Here is a 19,338-nt window from a genome sequence, read left to right on the forward strand (position 1 = left end):
GGGGCGGGCGATCTCGAGGAACTGTGAGGGAACTCCGGCCTTCCAGCTCACTCCAGCCGGTAGCCCACGCCGGTCTCGGTCTTCAGGTGCTCGGGGCGGGCTGGTTCGCGCTCGATCTTGCCGCGCAGCTGGTGGACGTAGATGCGCACGTAGTGGGCCTGGTCCGCGTCGTGGCGGCCCCAGACCTCGCGCAGGAGCTGGGCGTGGGTGACGACGAGCCCCGCGTGGCGGACCATGGCCGCGAGGAGCTTGAACTCGATGGGCGTGAGCCGCGCCTCCTCGCCTGCCACAGTGACCTTGCGCCGCGCGAGGTCCACGCGCAGGTCGCCGGACTCGAAGACCTCCCCGGCGTCCGTGTCCCGCGCCGAGGCCTCGGCGTGGCGCAGGGCCACGCGCATGCGGGCCTCGAGCTCGCCCAGGCCGAAGGGCTTCCCCAGGTAGTCGTCAGCCCCGGCGTCGAGCCCCCTGATCTTGTCCTGCTCCTGTTCGCGGGCCGAAAGGATGATGATCGGCGTCTTCGTCCACTCGCGAAGCCGGGCCAGCACGTCGAGACCGTCCATGTCCGGCAGTCCGAGGTCGAGGAGGATGACGTCCGGCCTGTGGGAGGCGGCCAGGGAGAGGCCCTCCTGGCCTGTCCCGGCCTCGAGGAGGCGGAATCCACGGCCGTCGAGATAGGCCTTGAGGAAGCGCCGGATGGGAAGTTCGTCCTCGATGGCCAGGATGGTGATGTCGTGTCCGCTCATGGCCTGCGCCCGCCCTTTCGCTCGTGCCCGGCAAGCGGCAGCGCGGCCGTGAAGATCGCGCCTCCGCCCGGCCGGTTCTCGGCCCGGATGGTTCCGCCGTGCGCCGCGGCCACGGCGCGGCTGATGGCGAGCCCGAGCCCGTCGCCGCGCACGGCCTCTGCCGGGCCGCGCTGAAAGATGTCGAAAAGCCGTTTCGGATCGCCGGGCGGCAGCCCAGGCCCCCGGTCGGCCACGGAAAGCTCCACGAAGTCCCCCCGAAGGCGCGCGGACACGCTCACCGGGGAATCCGGCGGCGTGTACTTGGCCGCGTTCTCGAGGAGGTTCGCGAGCATCTGCTCCACGAGCGTGCCGTCCATGGGGGCCATGGGCAGGTCCGGCGCGATGTCTATGTCCACGCGGCGCTCGCCGAGCAGGCTCTTGACCGCAGCGAGGGCGGCGCCCACCACCTCCTCCACCGGGGTCGGCTCCTCGTGCAGCTCCATGGCCTTGGACTCGATCTTGGTCAGGCGCAGGAGGTTGCCCAGCAGGCGGCTCAGGCGCGCCGCCTCGTCGTGGATGTTGGCCGCGAGCATGCGCGCCGTTTCGGGGTCGCCGCCCGCGTGGGGGGCGAGCAGGCTCTCGGCCGAGCCCATGATGGCCGCGAGCGGCGTGCGCAGATCGTGGGTCACGGAGCTCAGGAGCGAGGCCTTGAGCCTCTCGGCCTCGGACTCCATCTGGGCCGTGCGCGCGGCGTCCTGCAGCCTCTCCACCTCGAGCGCCAGGGCGATCTGCTTGGCGAACGAGTCGAGGAGCCGCTGCTGCACCGGCAGGAAGGCGGCCTGCTGCCCGACGGGCCTGGCCGCCAGCACGCCCACGGTCCGCTCCCGGCCGAAGAGCGGCAGGAACACGGACCGGGCTTCGGGCAGGGTGTCCGTGCCCCGGCCCGCGGCCCGGCCGTTGGCGAAGACCCACTGCGCCGCGCCGAGCTCGCGATCGTCGAGGGAGAAGCCCTCCTGTCTCCCGCCGTGGCCGCCCCGGGGCCTGGTCAGGCGGCCTCCCTCCTCGGCCACGAGGAGCATGCAGCGGCATTCGAGCAATTCGGAGACCGCCCTCTCGGCCACGGCCACGACCCGCGCCGTGCCGCGCGCCTCGGCGAGGCGGCGGCTGAGCGAGAGGAGCATGCCGGTGTGGCGCTCGAGCCCCCTGGCCGTGCGGGCGTGGCGGCGCATGAGCGTGGTCAGGTGGCTGATGATCAGGGCCACGACGAGCATGATGACGAAGGTCACGACGTACTGCGTGTCCGAAACCGCGAAGGTGAAGCGCGGCGGCACGAAGAAGAAGTCGAAGGACAGGACGCTCGCCACCGCGGTCAGGAAGGACGGCCCGCGACCGCAGGCCACGGCCGCCACGACCACGCCGAGGAGATAGACCATGATCAGGTTGCTCAGCTGGAAGGAGGGGAACATGGCGAAGGCCATGGCCGTGGCGCCTGCCCAGCAGCCGAGCGCGAGGCCGTAGTCCCGCCACGAGGATCTGCCGCCGTGCTCGGACGGCATATCCTCGGTCCGGCCGCCCGCGGCTTCGCCGCCGCCCGCGCCGTGCCCCGCGGCCTCGTCCGAGCCGCGGATGACGTGCACGTCGATCTCGCCGCTTCGGCGCACCAGGTCGTCCACCGGGCTGCCCAGGAAGAAGTCCAGCAGACGCCAGCGCACGGGCTTGCCGATGATGATCCTCGAGACGTTGCGCGAGCGGGCCAGGGCCACGATCTCCTCGGCGATGCCGCTGCCCTTCAGGTGCAGTATCTCGGCACCCAGGTTCTCGGCCAGGCGCAGGTTTTCCATGGCCCGGCCGCGCTGCTGCTCGGAGACCTGAGGGGCCTCCACGAAGGCCGCTATCCAGGGCGCGCGCAGGCTCACCGCCATGCGCTTGGCCGAGCGCACGAGCCTGGCCGAGGTCGGGCTCGGCCCCACGCAGACCAGCAGCCGTTCGGCCGTGGGCCAGGTGGTCTCGATGGCGTGGCCTTCGCGGTAGACGAGCACCTCGGTGTTGATGCGGTCGGCGATGAAGCGCAGTGCCAGCTCGCGCAGGGCGATGATGTTGCCCGAGCGGAAGAAGTTCCTGGCCGCCCATTCGGCCTGCGCCGGAACGTAGACCTTGCCCTGCTTCAGACGCTCGAGCAGGTCCTCGAGCGGCAGGTCGACCATGACCAGCGCGTCCGCGGCCTCGAGGAACGAGTCGGGCACGGTCTCGCGCACGCGCACGCCCGTGATCTGGGCCACCAGGTCGTTCAGGCTCTCGATGTGCTGGACGTTGACCGTGGTGTAGACGTCGATGCCCTGGTCCAGGAGCTCGCGCACGTCCTGCCAGCGCTTCAGGTGGCGCGAGCCCGGGACGTTGGTGTGGGCCAGCTCGTCCACCAGGAGCAGGCCCGGCCTGCGCGCCAGGGCCGCGTCCAGGTCGAACTCGGCCAGCCGCATGTCCTTGTAGTCGACGTGGCGGCGGGGAAGGATCTCGAGCCCGTAGAGCAGCGCCTCGGTCTCGGCCCGGCCGTGGGTCTCCACGAGACCCACGACCACGTCCGTTCCGTCGGAATGCCTGGCCCGGGCCTCCTCGAGCATGGAGTAGGTCTTGCCCACGCCCGGGGCGGCCCCGAAGAAGACGCGAAGCCGTCCCTTGCGCTCGCGCTCCTCGGCCTTCCTGGCGATGGCCAGCAGGGTGTCGGGGTCGGGGCGCCGTTCGGAAGTGCGGTCGGAAGATGCCATGCGCTGCTCGCCGGTTCGCGTGGGTGCTGGAGCCGATGCTCGCCTGATACCGCTATTGCCCGGGCTGCGCCAGGGGGGCGGGCGCGGGACGGGGCGGGCCGCCCGCAAGGCGGTCGAGCGCCATGTTGAGGAGCAGCACGTTGACGCGCGGCTCCCCCAGGATGCCGAACTGGCGCGGCTCTATGCCCGCGCGTACGAGTTCGCGGACGCGCTCGGGCGTGATGCCCCTGGCCCTGGCCACGCGGGGAACCTGGTACATGACCGCGGCCGGGCTCAGGTGCGGATCGAGCCCGCTGGCCGAGGCCTCGACCAGCTCCGCGGGCACGGGCGCGGCATTGCCCGGATCGGCCGCGCGAAGCCGCGCCGCGCGTTCGGCCACGGCGGCGTACAGCGCGGGATTGCTCGGCCCGAGGTTCGAGCCGGACGAGGCCATGGCGTTGTCCGGGCCGGGCGCGGTGGCCGAGGGGCGGCCCCAGAAGGAGCCGGGCGATGCGAACGGCTGGCCGATGAGGGCCGAGCCCACGGCGATGCCGTTCTCCATGACTAGACTGCCGTTCGCCTGTGCGGGGAAGAGGGCCTGGCACAGGCCGGTCACGGCCGCCGGATAGGCGAGCCCGGTGAGCAGGCTGAACACGGCCAGGAGCGTGAGCGCGGGCCGCAGGTGGGGGAGGATGAGGTTCTTCATGTCGCCGTCCTTGTTTCGCCGTCCACGCTCACACCAGGTGCAGGGCGGAGAGGAGCATGTCTATGGCCTTGATGCCGACAAACGGCACCACGAGGCCGCCCAGGCCGTAGACCAGGAGGTTGTCGCGCAGGGCGCGCGCCGCTCCCACGGGCCGGTAGCGCACGCCGCGAAGCGCCAGGGGGATGAGGCAGACGATGATCAGCGCGTTGAAGATGACGGCCGAGAGGATGGCGCTCTCGGGAGTCTTGAGCCCCATGACGTTCAGCGCGCCGAGCGCGGGGTATGTCCCGGCGAAGGCGGCCGGGATGATGGCGAAGTACTTGGCCACGTCGTTGGAGATGCTGAAGGTGGTCAGCGCGCCGCGCGTCATGAGCAGCTGCTTGCCGATGCCCACGATCTCGAGGAGCTTGGTCGGGCTCGAGTCGAGGTCCACCATGTTCCCGGCCTCCTTGGCGGCCTGGGTGCCGGTGTTCATGGCCACGCCCACGTCGGCCTGGGCCAGGGCCGGGGCGTCGTTGGTGCCGTCGCCGGTCATGGCCACGAGCCTGCCCTCGGCCTGGATGCGCCGGATGTAGTCGAGCTTGGTCTCGGGCCTGGCCTCGGCCAGGAAGTCGTCCACGCCCGCCTCGGCCGCGATGGCCGCCGCAGTCAGGGCGTTGTCGCCCGTGACCATGATGGTGCGGATCCCCATGCGCCGAAGCTCGGCGAAGCGCTCCTTGATGCCGCCCTTGACGATGTCCTTGAGCCACACCGCGCCGAGCACCCGCGCCCCCTCGGCCACGAGCAGCGGCGTGCCGCCGTCCTTGGCGATGGTCCTGACCATCTCGCGCACCTGGGCGGGGAACGCGCCCCCGAGCGAGGCCACGTGATGCTCCACCGCGTCCGGCGCGCCCTTGCGGATGGAGCGGCCGGGCAGGTCCACGCCGCTCATGCGGGTCTTGGCCGTGAAGGACACGAAGGAGGCATGCAGCTCGTGGATGTTCCGCCCGCGCAGGCCGTGGCGCTCCTTGGCCAGGACCACGATGCTGCGGCCCTCGGGCGTCTCGTCGGCGAGCGAGGCGAGCTGCGCCGCGTCGGCCAGCTCCGCGGCCGTGACGCCGTCGGCGGGCAGGAACTCGGCGGCCTGGCGGTTGCCAAGGGTGATGGTCCCGGTCTTGTCGAGCAGGAGCACGTCCACGTCGCCCGCGGCCTCCACGGCGCGGCCGGACATGGCGATGACGTTGGCCTGGATCAGGCGGTCCATGCCCGCAATGCCGATGGAGGAGAGCAGCCCGCCGATGGTCGTGGGCGCGAGGCAGACGAAGAGGGCCGCGAGCACGGCCAGGCCGATGACCCTGCCCTGTCCGGCCTGGGTCACGCTGTAGGCCGAGTAGGGCAGGAGCGTGGCGCAGACCACGAGGAAGACGAGGGTCAGCGCGGCCAGCAGGATGTTCAGGGCGATCTCGTTGGGCGTCTTCTTGCGCTTGGCGCCCTCGACCATGGAGATCATGCGGTCGAGGAAGGTCTCGCCCGGATCGCTCGTCACGCGCACCACGAGCCAGTCCGAGAGCACGCGGGTGCCGCCGGTCACGGCGCTGCGGTCGCCGCCTGCCTCGCGGATCACGGGCGCGGACTCGCCGGTGATGGCGCTCTCGTCCACCGAGGCCACGCCTTCCACCACCTCGCCGTCGCAGGGGATGGGCTCCCCGGCCTCCACCAGGACCACGTCGTCGCGCCGAAGCTCCGAGGAGGAGACCTCGCAGGCGGCGGAGTCGCGCGAGGGCTGTGCGAGCTTCTTCGCCGTCACGTCGTGGCGGGCCTTGCGCAGGGCCGCGGCCTGGGCCTTGCCCCGACCCTCGGCCATGGCCTCGGCGAAGTTGGCGAAGAGCACGGTGAACCACAGCCAGCAGGCTATGGCCAGGATGAACCCGGCCGGGGCCTCGGCGCGGCCGAAAAGCGCCCGCCCCAGCCATGCCTGAAGGAAGAGGATGGTGGTCAGGATGCTGCCCACGTAGACCGTGAACATGACCGGGTTGCGCACCTGGCGCGCGGGCGTGAGCTTGCGCAGGGCGTCGACGGCGGCGCCGCGCACCAGGGCGGAATCGAAGAGGGGACGGGCCTGTTTCTTGCTCATGACGGATATTCTCCCGAGCCTACTTGGCGAAGAGCATGAGGTGTTCCGCGATGGGGCCGAGGGCCAGGGCGGGGATGAAGGTCAGCGCGCCCACGGCCAGGACCACGGCCACGAGGAGCCCGGCGAAGAGGGCGGTGTCCGTCGGCAGCGTGCCCGCGCCGAAGGGCGCGCGCTTCTTGGCGGCGAGCGATCCCGCGATGGCCAGCGTCGGCACGATCAGCCAGTAGCGCGCGACGAACATGGCGAGCGCCCCTGCCAGGGCGTAGTAGGGCCTGTCCGCGGCGAGCCCGGCGAAGGCGCTGCCGTTGTTGTTGCCCATGGAGGAGAAGGCGTAGAGGATCTCGGAGAAGCCGTGCGCGCCGGGGTTGGCGACGGCGTCGCGCGCCCCCGTGGCCACGGCCGCGGCCGTGCCGATGAGCACGAGGAAGGGCGGGATGAGGATGACGAGGGAGGCCATCTTCATCTCGAAGGCCTCGATCTTCTTGCCCAGGTACTCCGGCGTGCGGCCGACCATGAGCCCGGCCACGAAGACGGCCACCACGGCGAAGACGAGCATGCCGTAAAGCCCGGAGCCCACGCCGCCGAACACCACCTCGCCGAGCTGCATGAGGAGCATGGGGCCGAGCCCGCCCAGCGGGGTGTAGGAGTCGTGCATGGAGTTGACCGAGCCGTTGGACGCGGCCGTGGTGGCGGTGGCCCAGAGGACCGAGTCCACGATGCCGAAGCGCGCCTCCTTGCCTTCCATGTTCCCGCCCGGACGCGCGGCCTCGAGGGGCGACGACGCGGCCGACTGGTCGACGCCGAGAGCGGCGAGGCGCGGGTTGCCCGCCTGCTCGGCGGAAAGCCCCAGCGCCAGGAAGGCGACGAGCATGACGCTCATGGCCGCAAGCACCGCCACGCCCTGGCGCATGTCCCCGACCATGCGGCCGAAGGTCACGCACAGCGCCGCGGGGATGAGCAGGATGGCCAGCATCTCCAGGAAGTTCGAGAGCGGCGTGGGGTTCTCGAAGGGGTGCGCCGAGTTGACGTTGAAAAAGCCGCCGCCGTTGGTGCCGAGCTGCTTGATGGCCTCCTGCGAGGCCACAGGGCCGAGGGCGATGCGCTGCTCGGAAACCCGGCCGCCGGGCTGCCCGGCGGTCTGTTCAAGGCCCGTGACCGCGACCTCGCCCGAGAAGGTCTGGACCACTCCCTGCGAGCACAGCGCCAGGGCCAGGAGGAGCGAGAGCGGCAGGAGCACGTAGAGGACGCCGCGCGTCATGTCGACCCAGAAGTTGCCGAGCCTGTCCGTCTCGCGCCGGGCGAGCCCGCGCACCAGGGCCGCGAGCACGGCCATGCCCGTGGCCGCGGAGAGGAAGTTCTGCACGGTCAGGCCGAGCATCTGGGTGAGCAGGCTCATGGTGCTCTCGCCGCCGTAGGCCTGCCAGTTGGTGTTGGAGGCGAAGCTCACGGCCGTGTTCAGCGCCACCCAGGGGGAGACGCCGGGAAGTCCGAGCGGATTGCCCGGCAGCGCGCCCTGCAGGCGCTCGAGGGCGTAGACCAGGAGCATGCCCAGGGCGTTCACGACCATGAGCGAGCAGGCGTAGGTCTTCCAGTCCATCTCCTCGTCCGGCCGCACGCCGCACAGGCGGTAGACGAGCCGCTCGAGCGGCCCGGCCAGGCGGTCGAGAAGGAACAGGGGGCGCCCTTCGTAGACGCGGGCCATGTACAGGCCCAGCGGCCAGGCCAGCGCGCCGAGGACCGCGAGGTAGAGCGCGACGCGCGCGATGTCGATGGTGCTCATTCGAAGGACTCCGGGCTCAAAAGGGCGACGAGGAGATAGACGAACAGTCCGGCCGCGACGATCGCCGCGACGACGAGCATGGCGTCCACGGCTACTTCCCCTTGGTCCTGGCGATGATCTCGATGACCAGGAAGGTCACGAAGGTCGGGGCGAGCATGCCGAGGGCCGCCGCGAGATCCTTGAGCTGCGAGAGGTGCATGAGACTCCCTCCGTTGACGGTGTCTGTCATGCGATCATGACGAATACACCGTAGCGGGGGAGATGTCAGGACGGTGTAAAAGAAGGCGGGGCGGGCGTTAAGATTTCATAAAGACGAGCTTCGGGCCACCGGCCGGGATCGTGTCCGCTCTGAGCGTTCGGAGGCTGCTGCGAACCGGGCCAGGGCGGTCCCCTTCCCTTCGCGGTGAAAACCCGGTGCTGCAACGCTCTTAGCCTCCCATTCCCATGTAGGAAATATGTAGGAAACCCTGCCGGCGCCGCTCGCCACGGCCGACGATCTGTCCGGTCTGCTCCATGTGGACGTGGAGCCTCTTGCGGATCACCTGCTCTGCGTCGCCGGGCGTACGCGTGTCTTTGCCGATGCCTTCGGCGCCGCTCGGCCCGCCCCATGCACGGCCTTTGCGTGGGCATGGCCTGCCTGAGCCGTGCGGACCACGGGGCCAAGTCCGCGTATCCCTCCCCGCGCACGACGGGACTGCGCTGCGCACGTTCGAGACACAGGCTCGCCGCCGCTTCCGGCTCCGTTTTCACGCAGGAAATGCGGGGGAACATCAGCCGATCCGTGCCTGTCATGGCCGATCCGCGCGAGGGGGGTCGCGTCCTGCCCGGAAAGGGCGAGGAGTCGCCGCTAGGCCGCGTCCAGGTGCGCGGGGGGCATGCCGCGATCCCCCGGGGAGAAGGCGGGCGCACCGGCGCCAGGCGGAGACGGCCCCCGCCCTCGCCGGCAATCTGCATCCGCGTGGGTTGACACGGGCGATCCCGGCGATAGATCAAGAGGCGACATCATCAGGGAAGACGTCCGGCGCCCCGCGCGTCGGCATCTCCCGGCGCATCCTCCACCACCCTCAATCCTTCGACAGGAACGCAGCATGCAACCCTTTCTCACGCCCCTCGGCATCTCCACCCCCACGAACGACGGCGCCGGCGTCCCCGGCGAGACCGAACTCTTCATCCCCGAGGGCGTCTGCTCCAAGGCCATCCGCTACGAGATCAGCGGGGGCACGGTGACGCGCCTCGACTTCAGCGGCGGATGCGACGGCAACCTCAAGGCCCTCTCCGCCCTCGTCGCCGGCATGAAGGTCGAGGACGTCATCGCCAAGCTCAGCGGCATAACCTGCGGCAACAAGCCCACCTCGTGCGCGGACCAGCTTTGCAAGGCCCTGCGCGCTTCCCTCGAGAGGCAGAAGGCCGTCCGCGCCTGACGCGCAGGAAACGCGACCATCCGCCGCGCTCCCTGGCCACCCGTCCCCCCTCCGTCCCCGGCCACGGGGCTCGGGCTGTTCATCGCCAACAAGGTGGTCACGCAGCACGGCGGGGCCATCACCGTGGAGTCCGAGCCCGGGCAGGGCACGCGCTTCCTGGTCCGTCTGCCCCACGTGCTCCCCGAGGCGATCAAGGCCACGGCCGTGCAGCGTCAGGCCCAGACCTGAGGCACGCGGGGCCAGCGGTCCGGCCTTGGGGCGCGTTCCAGGACCCCGGGCCGGGGGCCTGGTGCGCATGTTCTCCCAGGCCAGCCTTTCGAGACGAAGGGAAGAGCAAAGGGGGGAGTGCTCGTTGCGCCCGCGGAACCCTCGCTGTCCAGGCCGAAATCCATGCTCGCCGCGGCTTCAACCTCGGATTTCTGTGTAGGAAATATGTAGGAAACCCTGCCGACGCCATGCGTAAGCCATTGAAATCATGCACCGCATGCACGCCATGTTCAGGGGTGCTCGGGGGTGCCGGAAGGCGGGACTTTGTTAATAGTTTCAAGGTGGTTAGATGTTGATTTTCAGGTCCGGTGGAACTGAATGGGGTTCAGGGGGTCGGAGGTTCAAATCCTCTCATCCCGACCAGACATTACGCAGAGTTAGGCCGCCCTTTGGGGCGGCCTTTCTGTTTTTGCACTACGGAATTGCACTACTCCATTCCAATGACCACGGCCGGTCGGCGAAACGCCATCCGGCCGTTTTTTTCGTGCCCGCGCGATCATGCGGGGAGAGCGCGGCGGCCAGGGGCGGTGCAGCCCCTGGCCGCCGCGGCCTATTTCACCACGATCAGTTCATACTCTCGAGTCCCCAGGCCGATCTTCTCCGCCTGGTCCAGGCAGCTGCGCCATTCGCACTCGGGCCTGGAGTTCCTGAAGTGGTCGTGGTGGTCCACGAAGCCGGGCTTGGCCATGTTCTTCGCGAGCTGGCTGCCCGGGAGCGGCTTGGCCTTCATGCAGGCGTCCACGCAGGCCTGGTCCAGGGCCAGCGGGTCGAAGGAGGCGAACATGCCGAGGTTGGGCAGGATGGGCACGTCGTTCTCGCCGTGGCAGTCGCAGTTGGGGGAGACGTCCACCACCAGGGAGATGTGGAAGCAGGGGCGGCCGTCCACCACCGCCTTGGTATACTCGGCCATGCGGCGGTTCAGCAGCTCGTTGGCCGAGTCGAGCGCGAAGGAGATGGCGTCGAAGTTGCACGACCCCAGGCAGCGGCCGCAGCCGACGCAGGTCTCCGCGACGACGCGCGTCTTCTTGCTTTCGAGGTCGAACTCCAGGGCTCCGTTGGCGCATTCCTTGAGGCACGAGCGGCAGCCCTTGCACTTGGCCTCGTCGATGTTCGCCGTGCCGCTGCAGTGCTGCTCCATCTTCCCGGCGCGCGAGCCGCAGCCCATGCCGATGTTCTTGATGGCCCCGCCGAAGCCGGTCATCTCGTGGCCCTTGAAGTGGGTCAGGCTGATGAACACGTCCGCGTCCATGACGGCCCGGCCGATCTTGGCGGCCTTCACGTACTCGCCCCCGGCCACGGGAACCTCCACGTCGTCGGTGCCCTTGAGCCCGTCGCCGATGAGCACGGGACAGCCCACGGTCAGCGGGGTGAAGCCGTTCTCCCAGGCGCATTCCAGGTGCTCCAGGGCGTTCTTGCGCTTGCCGGGGTACATGGTGTTGCAGTCGGTCAGGAAGGGTTTGCCGCCCAGCTCCCTGACCACGTCGGCCACGGCCTTGGCGTAGTTGGGGCGCAGGTAGCTGACGTTGCCCAGCTCGCCGAAGTGCATCTTGATGGCGGCGAACTTGCCCTCCATGTCGATCTGCCCGATGCCCGCCTTTTTGATCAGCTTCTTGAGCTTGGTGGGCAGGCCGTCGCCGAAAGCCTTGGTGTGGAAATCCGTGAAAAAGACCTTCGCTTTCTCCATTCTCTTCTTCATCCTCGTGTCGAATGTCATGCCGATACGCGCCGCGCCGCCGGGATCATGCCCCGGAAGGCGCCGCCGCGTTCGCCCCTTTCCCGCGCGGGTGTCCCGAAGCGTCCGAGCGCAGCACATGATAGTGGCAGCGGGGTTCCGGTGATAGGCACGATTTTCCTTTTTCCTTGCACGATCCTGCAGATTTTCCGCTCTTCGGGCATCCGCGTGGGGCCGTGCGAGGCCATGTGAGGCCATGTGAGGCCATGTGAGGGAAGAAGGCGCTCGCGGCCGGTCGGCACCGCGCCTCGCGCCAAGGCGGAAGCGGCCCGGCGCGGAGGGCCGTGGCCGCACGGCTCACGTCCGTGCGGATCGCACGGGCCGTGCCACGGAGGATGAAGGGCTCCCGGCGGCGGCCTGCGACCGCCATGTCGTCCATACGCAGAAGGGCCGCAGGCCCGCGGTCGTCCGGGCGGTGGACGTGCGGACGGCGGACGTGCGGGGCCTCGGCCGGATCACCGCCCCCGAGGCCCCGCGCAAGACGCTGTCATTGCAGGCAGCCCGGCCGGGGGCATCGCCCCCGGCGGCAGGCAGGCCTGGGCTCCTTCCCGCTCAATCCTCGGGCGCGGGACGCTTCTTCCAGGCGTTTTCGGGCGGGTAGAGCGTATTGCAGGGCATGATCCGGAGGGGAGCCGCGAGCCAGTCCTTCGTCTTCTCCAGCCACTGCACGAAGTGCGGCATCTTCCCGTGCGCCTGCACGGCCGCGTCGTCCTTGTAGACCTCGAAGAGATAGAGGACGTCGGGGTCGGAGGCGTCGTTGACGATGTTGAACATCAGGCAGCCCGGCTCGAGCTTCTCCGAGCCGATCGCGTCGGCGCGCATCTCCGCGATGAACTGTTCGCGAAACTCGGCTTTCATGTGAACCTTCACCACAAGTGCTTTCATGGTCGCGACGCTCCTTTTCCGGGCTGCTGGTTTTTCTCGGGCCTGAACGGCCGCTCCGGCAAACAGATTCTCGCTTTACCGTTCCCCAGTAGTTGCAAGCAACGTCCGGCGTCAACCAGTTCCCGCTCCGGGCGCGGGGGGCATCATCCAGGCCCTGCCCGGCGCAAGCGGCTCGCAAAATCGGCCGAACTCGCGTAGGCTGGGCTTGTAGAGGGGAGCCGATGGGCAGGGCCGCGGGGCATGCGGCCCGCCGGGGCTGCCGCGGCGGGGCCGAGCCGTCCGCCATAGCGCCCGTCATTGCGCCCGTCATGGCGTCCGCCATTGCGTCCGTCATGGCATCCGTCAGACTTCCTTCCCTCCGGGCGCCGGAATGCGCTAGGGTGGTCGCGAGACGCCGAAAACGATGCTGGAGTGAGAATATGCGACGGGAGATCGGAACGTCCCTTGCGGCCGCGTGGGCCCGGGTCCGCAGGCTGTGGTCGTCGCGGCGCGTGCGCCGCTGGGTCCTTTGGGCGGCGGGAGCCGTGGCCGCCTGGGGCCTGCTGGCCGGGCTCGCGCTGCCGCCCGTGCTGCGCTCCCAGATGGAAGCCAGGCTGTCCGACGTCCTGGGGGTGCATTGCACGGTCGAGAGCGTGCATTTCAACCCCTACACCCTGCGCCTCTCGGTCGAGAACGTGCGCGTGCCCCAGCCCTCGGGCGAGGGGGAGGCGCTCACCCTCGGCGCGCTCGAGGTCGCCCCGAGCCTCTCCTCCGTGCTGCACTTCGCGCCGATGCTGGCCCACGTGCGCCTCGTCGATCCCGTGCTGCACGTGACCCGCTTCGCGGGCGGGCGCTTCTCCTTCTCGCCGTTCCTCGCGGACGGAGAGGGCGAGGCGGAGAAGGCAGGGCCCGAGGCCCGAACCGGAGATGCGCAGACCGGAGATGCGCAGGCCGGGGATGCGCATACGGCGGAGGAGGGGCAGAAGGAAGCGCAGAAGACGGCGCCCCTGTTCCCCTTCGCGGTCAGCGATTTCGAGATCCGAAACGGCACCGTGATCTTCAACGACGCACCGTTAAAGACCGTGCACACGATCAAGGATCTGCACCTCGTGGTGCCCTTCACCTCCACCCTGGAGAGCGACCGGGACCGCGCCATCGTCCCGCGCCTGACCGCCGTGGTGGACGGCAGGCCGCTGGACGTCACGGGGCGGCTCCTGCCCTTCGCCGACCACCCGCGCACGGAGTTCGACGTGGCCGCGGGCGAGGTGGACCTCACGCGGTACAGCGGCTATCTCGCCGACGTCACGCCCCTGCGCCTCGAATCGGGCATGGTCGGGGCGGACCTGAAGCTGGTGGCCGAGCAGTCCGCCGAGCGCGGCGTGGATTTCAGCCTCTCCGGCACGCTGAACCTGCGCAACCTGCGCGTGGACGCGCCGAGCGGGAAGGGCACGGTGTTCGGGCTCACGTCCGGCCGCGTGGAGGTGGAGCGTTTCTCGCTGTCCGACCGGCGGCTCGACGTGAGCCTCGCGGAGCTGAACGGACTGTCCGCGCGCGCGGTGCGCATGGCCGACGGCCAGGTGGACTGGGAGACCTATTTCACCACCCCGCCGGAATCGGCAGGTGGCTCGGCGGCCGCGGCCCCAGAGCCCGGCCCCGGGGCCAAGGCCGCGCCCGAGCGTCCCTTCGTCACGGCAGTGCGCGAGGCCGAGGTGCGCGACGGAACGCTCGTCTGGAAGGACGAGACCGTGCCCGGCGGCGCGCAGGTGCGGCTCGGCTCCCTGGCGGCGACCCTCAAGGACTTCTCCACGCCCGGCGGCCCCGGCGCCTCCGGTCCCGCGGCCAAGGGCGGCGGCGCGTTCACGCTTTCGCTGCGCGTCGACGGGGGCGATTCCGGCAAGGGGGCGGGCAAGGCGGGCTCGCTCACGGCCGAGGGCGATCTTGCGCTCGCGCCTTTCGGCCTCTCGCTGCACCTGGACGCGAGCGCCCTGCCGCTGCCGCTCGCGCGCGGCTACCTGGCGCAGGCGCTGCCGCTCTCGCTCGACGCCGGGACAGCGGACGTCCGGGGCGAGATCGGCTTCACCGAGGCTGCGTCCGCCCAATCCGCCAAGGCCGACAAAGGCGCGAAATCCCCCAAATCCCCGAAATCCCCGGCATCCGATGCATCGGGCGAGCCGGGGCCCGGCCTCACCGTGCGCAAGGGCGCGGTGCAGCTCGCAAACCTCTCGCTCTCGCGCGACGGGCAGACGCCCGCGCTCACCCTGGGCACACTGGACGTGCCCGACGTCTCCCTCGACCTCGCCGCGCGCACGGTGTCCACCGGGCCGGTGGTCCTGACCAAGCCCGAGGTGCGCCTGGCGCGCGACGAGGACGGCTCCGTGGGGCTCTTCGTGCCGGGTGAGAAGCCTGCCCCCGCTCCCGAGTCAGCTCCCGGGGGCGCGTCCGGCGCCGCTTCGGCCGAAAAGGCGGCCGAGCCCGGCAAGGCCGCCCCCGGCAAGACCTCGGCCGACACGACAGCGTCCGGCAAGGCCGCGCCGTCCGGCAAGGCCCCGCCGTCCGGCAAAACCGCGTCCGGGCACGCCGCGCCTCCCGCCGCACCCCCGGCCGCGTCCCCGGCCCAGCCCCGGGCAGACGGGGAGTCTCCCGAATGGAAGGTGAACGTGGCCTCGCTGCGCGTGGACGAGGGGCACGTCTCCTTCGACGACCGGCATCTGGAGGACCCCGCCGAGCTCGACCTGGACGGCGTGCGCCTGACCACCGGGCCCCTCTCGCTGCAGAAGGACGCGCCGCTCGAGGCGGAGCTCGGCGCGCGCTGGCAGAAGCAGGGCGCGATCTCCGTGAAGGCCAAGGGCACGGTGGAGCCGCTCGACGTGACCCTGGACACGCGGCTGCGCGGGATGGACCTGAAGCCGCTGACCCCCTACCTGGACAATGCCACCGGTCTCGTCCTCGGCAGCTGCGAGCTCTCCTCGCGGCTCACGGTGGCGCTGCGCGAGCGCGAGGGGACGGACGGGGGAGACCGGGCAGGCGGTCCGCACGGCGGGCTGGACGTGAGCGTGGAAGGGGCCACGCGGCTGGAGAACCTCTCCCTGAAGCTGGCCGACGGCGGGGACGAGTTCGCCTCGCTGCGCCGCCTCTCGGTGCGCGGGCTGCGCTTCGAACAGCCCGCGTCCGGCGCCGCCTCCCTGCACGCCAAGGAGGTGGAGCTGGAGAAGCCCCGGCTCTTCGTGGCGCTGTTCAAGGACGGCTCCACCAGCTTCGGCCGCGCCTTGGAGACCGGGGGCCCGGAAAACGGGAACGCCGAGCCCGAAGCCTCCGGCGCCCGGACCAAGCCGTCCAAGACGGCCAAGGGATCGGGCAAGGAACCGGCCAAGGGATCGGGCAAGGAACCGGGCAACGAATCGGGCACCGGGCCGCTCGCCGCGCTGGACGTGGGCAGCCTGTCCATCGACGGCGGCGAGGTGCGCTTTCACGACGAACGGTTCTCGCCCGTCTTCACCACCGAGGCGACCGACATCACGGGGAAGATCACGGGCATCTCGCAGGACCCGTCCACGAGCGCCGACGTCAAGCTGAGCGCCTCCATCGAGGGCGCGCCCCTGAAGGTGGCGGGCAAGGCGAACGCCCTGGCGAGCCCTCCGTCCGCCGACCTGCACGCCGCTCTCTCCGGGCTCGACCTCGTGCCGTTCTCGCCCTACGCGGTCGAATACGTCGCCTATCCCGTGGAGCACGGGCGGCTTTCCTACGACGTGGCCATGCGGGCCAGAAAATGGGTGCTGCGCTCGGACAACCGCATCACCCTGAGCGGGCTCGAGCTCGGCTCGAAGGACGACCGGCCCGGCGCGCCGGACTATCCGGTGAAGCTCGCCCTGGCCCTGATGGAGGATTTGAGCGGCGACGTGGACCTGGACCTGCCGGTGCAGGGCAGGATGGACGACCCCGACTTCCGTTTCGGCGGACTGGTGGGGCAGGCCCTGCAGAACCTGATGCTGCGCGTCGTGACCTCGCCCTTCGCCCTGGTGGGCAACCTGCTGAGCCTCGGGATGAGCGGCGTGGACATGCGGCGCGTGGACTTCTCGCCCGGCTCGGCAGCGCTGAACGACGCGGCGCAAAAGGACCTGAGCGCCGTGGCCGAGGTGCTGCGCAAGCGCCCGCGCCTGAGCATCGAGGTGCGGGGGGTGGCGGACACGGCCGTGGACACCGAGGGGCTCAAGGAGCAGGCGCTGCTGCAGAGCCTGCGCGAGGCCAAGTACGCCTCGCTCTCGCGCCGCGAGCGCGCCCGCACGGACGCGGACCACGTGACCATCGAGCCGGACGAGTACGACGACCTGCTGGAAGAGGTCTACGACGACGCGCCCTTCGACAAGCCGGAGAACCTGCTGGGCATGACCAAGTCGCAGCCCGACGACGTGATGGAGTCGGCCTTGAAGGAGCACCACGAGGTGACGCCCGAGGAGTTCAAGCGGCTGGCCGAGGCGCGCGCCAAGGCCGTGCGCGAGCGGCTGCTGCAGCTGGACCCGGGCCTGGCCTCGCGGGTGCTCCTGTCCGGGGCCAGGGTGGTGTCCGCCCCGAGCGGGGCCGAGACTGCCGGGGAGCGGGGCGGAGGCCATGTGGAGCTGGAGCTGCGCTAGCCCCGCGTCCCCGAAGGGCCTCGCCGTGGTGCGCGGCGAGAGCAGGCGGCGCGCCGCGGGGACGCCGCACGCGACGAGGGGCGGGGAGGGCTTTCCCTCCCCGCCCCTCGCGGGCGTTTTCCCTTCCCCTTGCCTGCTATCCTGAAATGGGCTTGTACCAGACGTTCATGCTCTCGAGCCTGCCGCCGATCTGGGTGTTGTTGGGCAGGGTCCCGGCGTGGCGGTAGCCTGCGCGGGCGAACACGGCGTTGATGCCGGGGTGCTCGGCGCGGGCGATGGTGTAGGCCGTGCGGATGCCCCGGCGGCGCATGGCCGCCTCCATGCGCGCGAGCAGGCGGCCCGCCGCGCCCTTGCCCCGGCAGCCGGGCCGGGTGGCGAAGTCGGTCATCTCGGCGCAGGCCCAGGCGCGGTCGATCTCCGCGGACGCGGCCGAGGCCAGGCGGCCCCGGCGCTCTATGCCGTAGAAGGCCACGTCCGCGTCCATGGCCCGGCGCAGGTAGGCCGGGTCGTTGATGGGAAAGGGATAGGAGGCGAAGACCTCGCCGTAGAGCCGGGCCATGTCCGGGGCGTGGTCCGGTCCCAGGCGCACCACATCCGCCGCGCCCGGGGCCCGGCCCGCGTCCGGCGCGTCCGGCGCCGCGGCCGCTGCCCGGGCCTTTTCACGCGCGATGCGGCGCACGTCCTCGAGCAGGTCCGGGTCGCGGGGCACGGCCCGCTCGCGCGAGAGGTAGCGGCTCATGAAGCAGCCCGCGTCGCGTCCCCGGAACAGGCCGGGCACGCGGGCCTCGCAGTCGAAGCCGCGCGAGGCGAAGAGGGGCTCGGCGCGGCCCGGGACGCGGGCGAAGAGCTTGGTGTAGCCGTGTTCGCGCGCAAGTCCGTCCATGCGCTCGATGATCTCCGGCAGGTCGGCCTCGTCGAGCTTCATGAGGTAGACGCGGCTGTTGGCCGGGCCGTGCTGCAGGAGGGAGCCGCCCAGGCGCACCACGCTGTCGGGCCGCGCCTGGGCCTTGGGCTCCCTGGCGGTGGGCGCCGCCTCAGGACAGGTCATTGCGCCGCTCCATGCGTGCGTTGCCGCTCGGGGTCAGGCTCGTGGTCTCGTCCCAGTCCGAGAGCAGCTTCTGGATGCCGATGGCCTTCTCCTCGCCGTCCTGCTCCTTGAGCTGCAGGTTGCAGCGGGCGCAGTCGCGGTCGCAGAAGGTGGGCTCGTAGGCGTCGGGCTCGCGGTAGGTGGTGATGACGCCCTCGTAGTTGCGCAGCACGGCCTTTCCGGCCCCCCAGGAGACCACGTAGTTGGGCATGACCGGGATCTTGCCGCCCCCGCCGGGCGCGTCCACGACGTAGGTGGGCACGGCGAAGCCGCTGGTGTGCCCGCGCAGGCTCTCCATGATCTCGATGCCCTTGGAGACGGGCGTGCGGAAATGGGTCAGTCCCTCGGAGAGGTCGCACTGGTAGAGGTAGTAGGGGCGCACGCGGTTCTTGACCAGCTTGTGGTTCAGGGTCTTGATGAGCCGCGGGCAGTCGTTGACCCCGGCCAGGAGCACGCTCTGGTTGCCCAGGGGGATGCCCGCGTCGGCCAGGCGCGCCAGGGCCGCGCGCGAGGTGGGGGTCAGCTCGCGGGGGTGGTTGAAGTGGGTGTTCAGCCACAGGGGGTGGTGCTTCCTCAGCACGGCCACAAGCTCGTCCGTGATGCGGTAGGGCAGGACCACGGGCATGCGCGTGCCTATGCGCACCACCTCCACGTGCTCGATCTCCCGCACCCGCGAGAGCAGCCAGTCGAGCATCTCGTCGGAGAGCATCAGGGGATCGCCGCCGGAGAGCAGCACGTCGCGGATCTGCGGCGTCTGCCGGATGTAGTCGAGCCCGGCCTCGAGGTCGGCGCGCGTGGGCGTGGAGTCCGCGTCGCCCACCTTGCGCTTGCGTGTGCAGTGGCGGCAGTACATGGAGCAGGTGTTGCTGACGTGGAAGAGCACGCGGTCCGGGTAGCGGTGGGTGATGCCCGGGGCCGGGCTGTCCTCGTCCTCGTGCAGCGGGTCGGCCATGTCGCAGCGGTCGATGCGAAGCTCCTCGCGCGAGGGGAAGGACTGCAGGAACACGGGATCGTTGGCGTAGTCGCCCGGGTCGATGAGCGAGAGGTAGTACGGGGTCACGGACATGGGAAAGCGGGCCAGGGTCTCCTCGAAGGCCGCCCTGTCCCCGGCCTCGAACCTGACGCCCAGGGCGCGCTCGAAGCCCTCCACGGTCTTCACGCAATGGCGGATGTGCCATCGCCAGTCGGTCCAGTCGGCGGTCCCCGTCTTCGTGCGGATGAGCCTGGCCACTTCCTTGCTGCGGTCGTCGAAAAGAGTCAAAGGCAACTCCTTGGTT

General features: G+C 70.5%; 14 protein-coding genes. 3 read left to right on the forward strand and 11 right to left on the reverse strand.

The features are described 5' to 3' along the window. Nucleotides 1-47: 47 nt before the first annotated feature. From DSX2_RS05655 to DSX2_RS18540, 7 genes are read right to left on the reverse strand one after another with little or no spacing between them, the layout of a single operon-like run. Nucleotides 48-743, reverse strand: coding sequence for a response regulator (locus DSX2_RS05655; RefSeq protein ID WP_020880196.1), 696 nt, complete (start codon nt 741-743; stop codon nt 48-50). Further along, a complete protein-coding gene (locus DSX2_RS05660) occupies nt 740-3,484 on the reverse strand; it encodes a sensor histidine kinase KdpD (RefSeq protein ID WP_020880197.1) in 2,745 nt (914 codons plus the stop codon). Before DSX2_RS05660 ends, DSX2_RS05655 begins: the two co-directional genes overlap by 4 nt. A 52-nt stretch (nt 3,485-3,536) precedes the next feature. Continuing rightward, nucleotides 3,537-4,169 carry a potassium-transporting ATPase subunit KdpC gene (kdpC, locus tag DSX2_RS05665; RefSeq protein ID WP_020880198.1) on the reverse strand — a complete coding sequence of 211 codons (633 nt, stop codon included), beginning with the start codon at nt 4,167-4,169 and terminating at the stop codon, nt 3,537-3,539. Between the two features lie 28 nt (nt 4,170-4,197). Beyond that, nucleotides 4,198-6,282, reverse strand: coding sequence for a potassium-transporting ATPase subunit KdpB (gene kdpB / locus DSX2_RS05670; protein ID WP_020880199.1), 2,085 nt, complete (start codon nt 6,280-6,282; stop codon nt 4,198-4,200). A gap of 19 nt (nt 6,283-6,301) precedes the next feature. Beyond that, nucleotides 6,302-8,062, reverse strand: a complete 1,761-nt coding sequence (gene kdpA / locus DSX2_RS05675) for a potassium-transporting ATPase subunit KdpA (protein WP_020880200.1) — start codon at nt 8,060-8,062, stop codon at nt 6,302-6,304. Then, nucleotides 8,059-8,142, reverse strand: a complete 84-nt coding sequence (kdpF, locus tag DSX2_RS17965) for a K(+)-transporting ATPase subunit F (protein ID WP_369095336.1) — start codon at nt 8,140-8,142, stop codon at nt 8,059-8,061. Before kdpF ends, kdpA begins: the two co-directional genes overlap by 4 nt. A gap of 11 nt (nt 8,143-8,153) precedes the next feature. Continuing rightward, nucleotides 8,154-8,291, reverse strand: coding sequence for a hypothetical protein (locus tag DSX2_RS18540; protein ID WP_172640010.1), 138 nt, complete (start codon nt 8,289-8,291; stop codon nt 8,154-8,156). Nucleotides 8,292-9,150: 859 nt separating this feature from the next. Between DSX2_RS18540 and DSX2_RS05680 the strand changes: the two genes are divergently transcribed. After that, nucleotides 9,151-9,483: a TIGR03905 family TSCPD domain-containing protein gene (locus DSX2_RS05680; RefSeq protein WP_020880202.1), complete on the forward strand. Its 333-nt coding sequence runs from the start codon at nt 9,151-9,153 to the stop codon at nt 9,481-9,483. An 18-nt stretch (nt 9,484-9,501) separates the two neighbouring features. Continuing rightward, on the forward strand, nt 9,502-9,711 hold the full coding sequence (locus DSX2_RS17970; RefSeq protein WP_084486487.1) for an ATP-binding protein: 210 nt from the start codon (nt 9,502-9,504) through the stop codon (nt 9,709-9,711). A gap of 589 nt (nt 9,712-10,300) precedes the next feature. Here the strand turns inward: DSX2_RS17970 and DSX2_RS05685 are convergent. Then, nucleotides 10,301-11,434 carry a DUF362 domain-containing protein gene (locus tag DSX2_RS05685; RefSeq protein ID WP_020880203.1) on the reverse strand — a complete coding sequence of 378 codons (1,134 nt, stop codon included), beginning with the start codon at nt 11,432-11,434 and terminating at the stop codon, nt 10,301-10,303. A 600-nt stretch (nt 11,435-12,034) separates the two neighbouring features. After that, nucleotides 12,035-12,367: a putative quinol monooxygenase gene (locus DSX2_RS17475; protein WP_020880204.1), complete on the reverse strand. Its 333-nt coding sequence runs from the start codon at nt 12,365-12,367 to the stop codon at nt 12,035-12,037. 419 nt (nt 12,368-12,786) lie between these two features. Here DSX2_RS17475 and DSX2_RS05695 point away from each other — a divergent pair, with 419 nt between their 5' ends. Next, complete coding sequence (locus DSX2_RS05695; RefSeq protein WP_020880205.1) at nt 12,787-16,974, forward strand: DUF748 domain-containing protein; 4,188 nt, start codon at nt 12,787-12,789, stop codon at nt 16,972-16,974. A 136-nt stretch (nt 16,975-17,110) separates the two neighbouring features. Here DSX2_RS05695 and ablB read toward each other — a convergent pair whose 3' ends face one another. Together ablB and ablA are read right to left on the reverse strand one after the other, a co-directional pair. After that, complete coding sequence (gene ablB / locus DSX2_RS05700; protein WP_020880206.1) at nt 17,111-18,022, reverse strand: putative beta-lysine N-acetyltransferase; 912 nt, start codon at nt 18,020-18,022, stop codon at nt 17,111-17,113. Further along, nucleotides 18,009-19,322 (reverse strand): lysine 2,3-aminomutase, encoded by a 1,314-nt coding sequence (gene ablA, locus DSX2_RS05705; protein ID WP_020880207.1) that lies wholly within the window; start codon nt 19,320-19,322, stop codon nt 18,009-18,011. Before ablA ends, ablB begins: the two co-directional genes overlap by 14 nt. Nucleotides 19,323-19,338: the final 16 nt, after the last annotated feature.

The sequence above is a fragment of the Desulfovibrio sp. X2 genome (assembly GCF_000422205.1).
Classification (GTDB): Bacteria; Desulfobacterota; Desulfovibrionia; order Desulfovibrionales; family Desulfovibrionaceae; genus Alkalidesulfovibrio.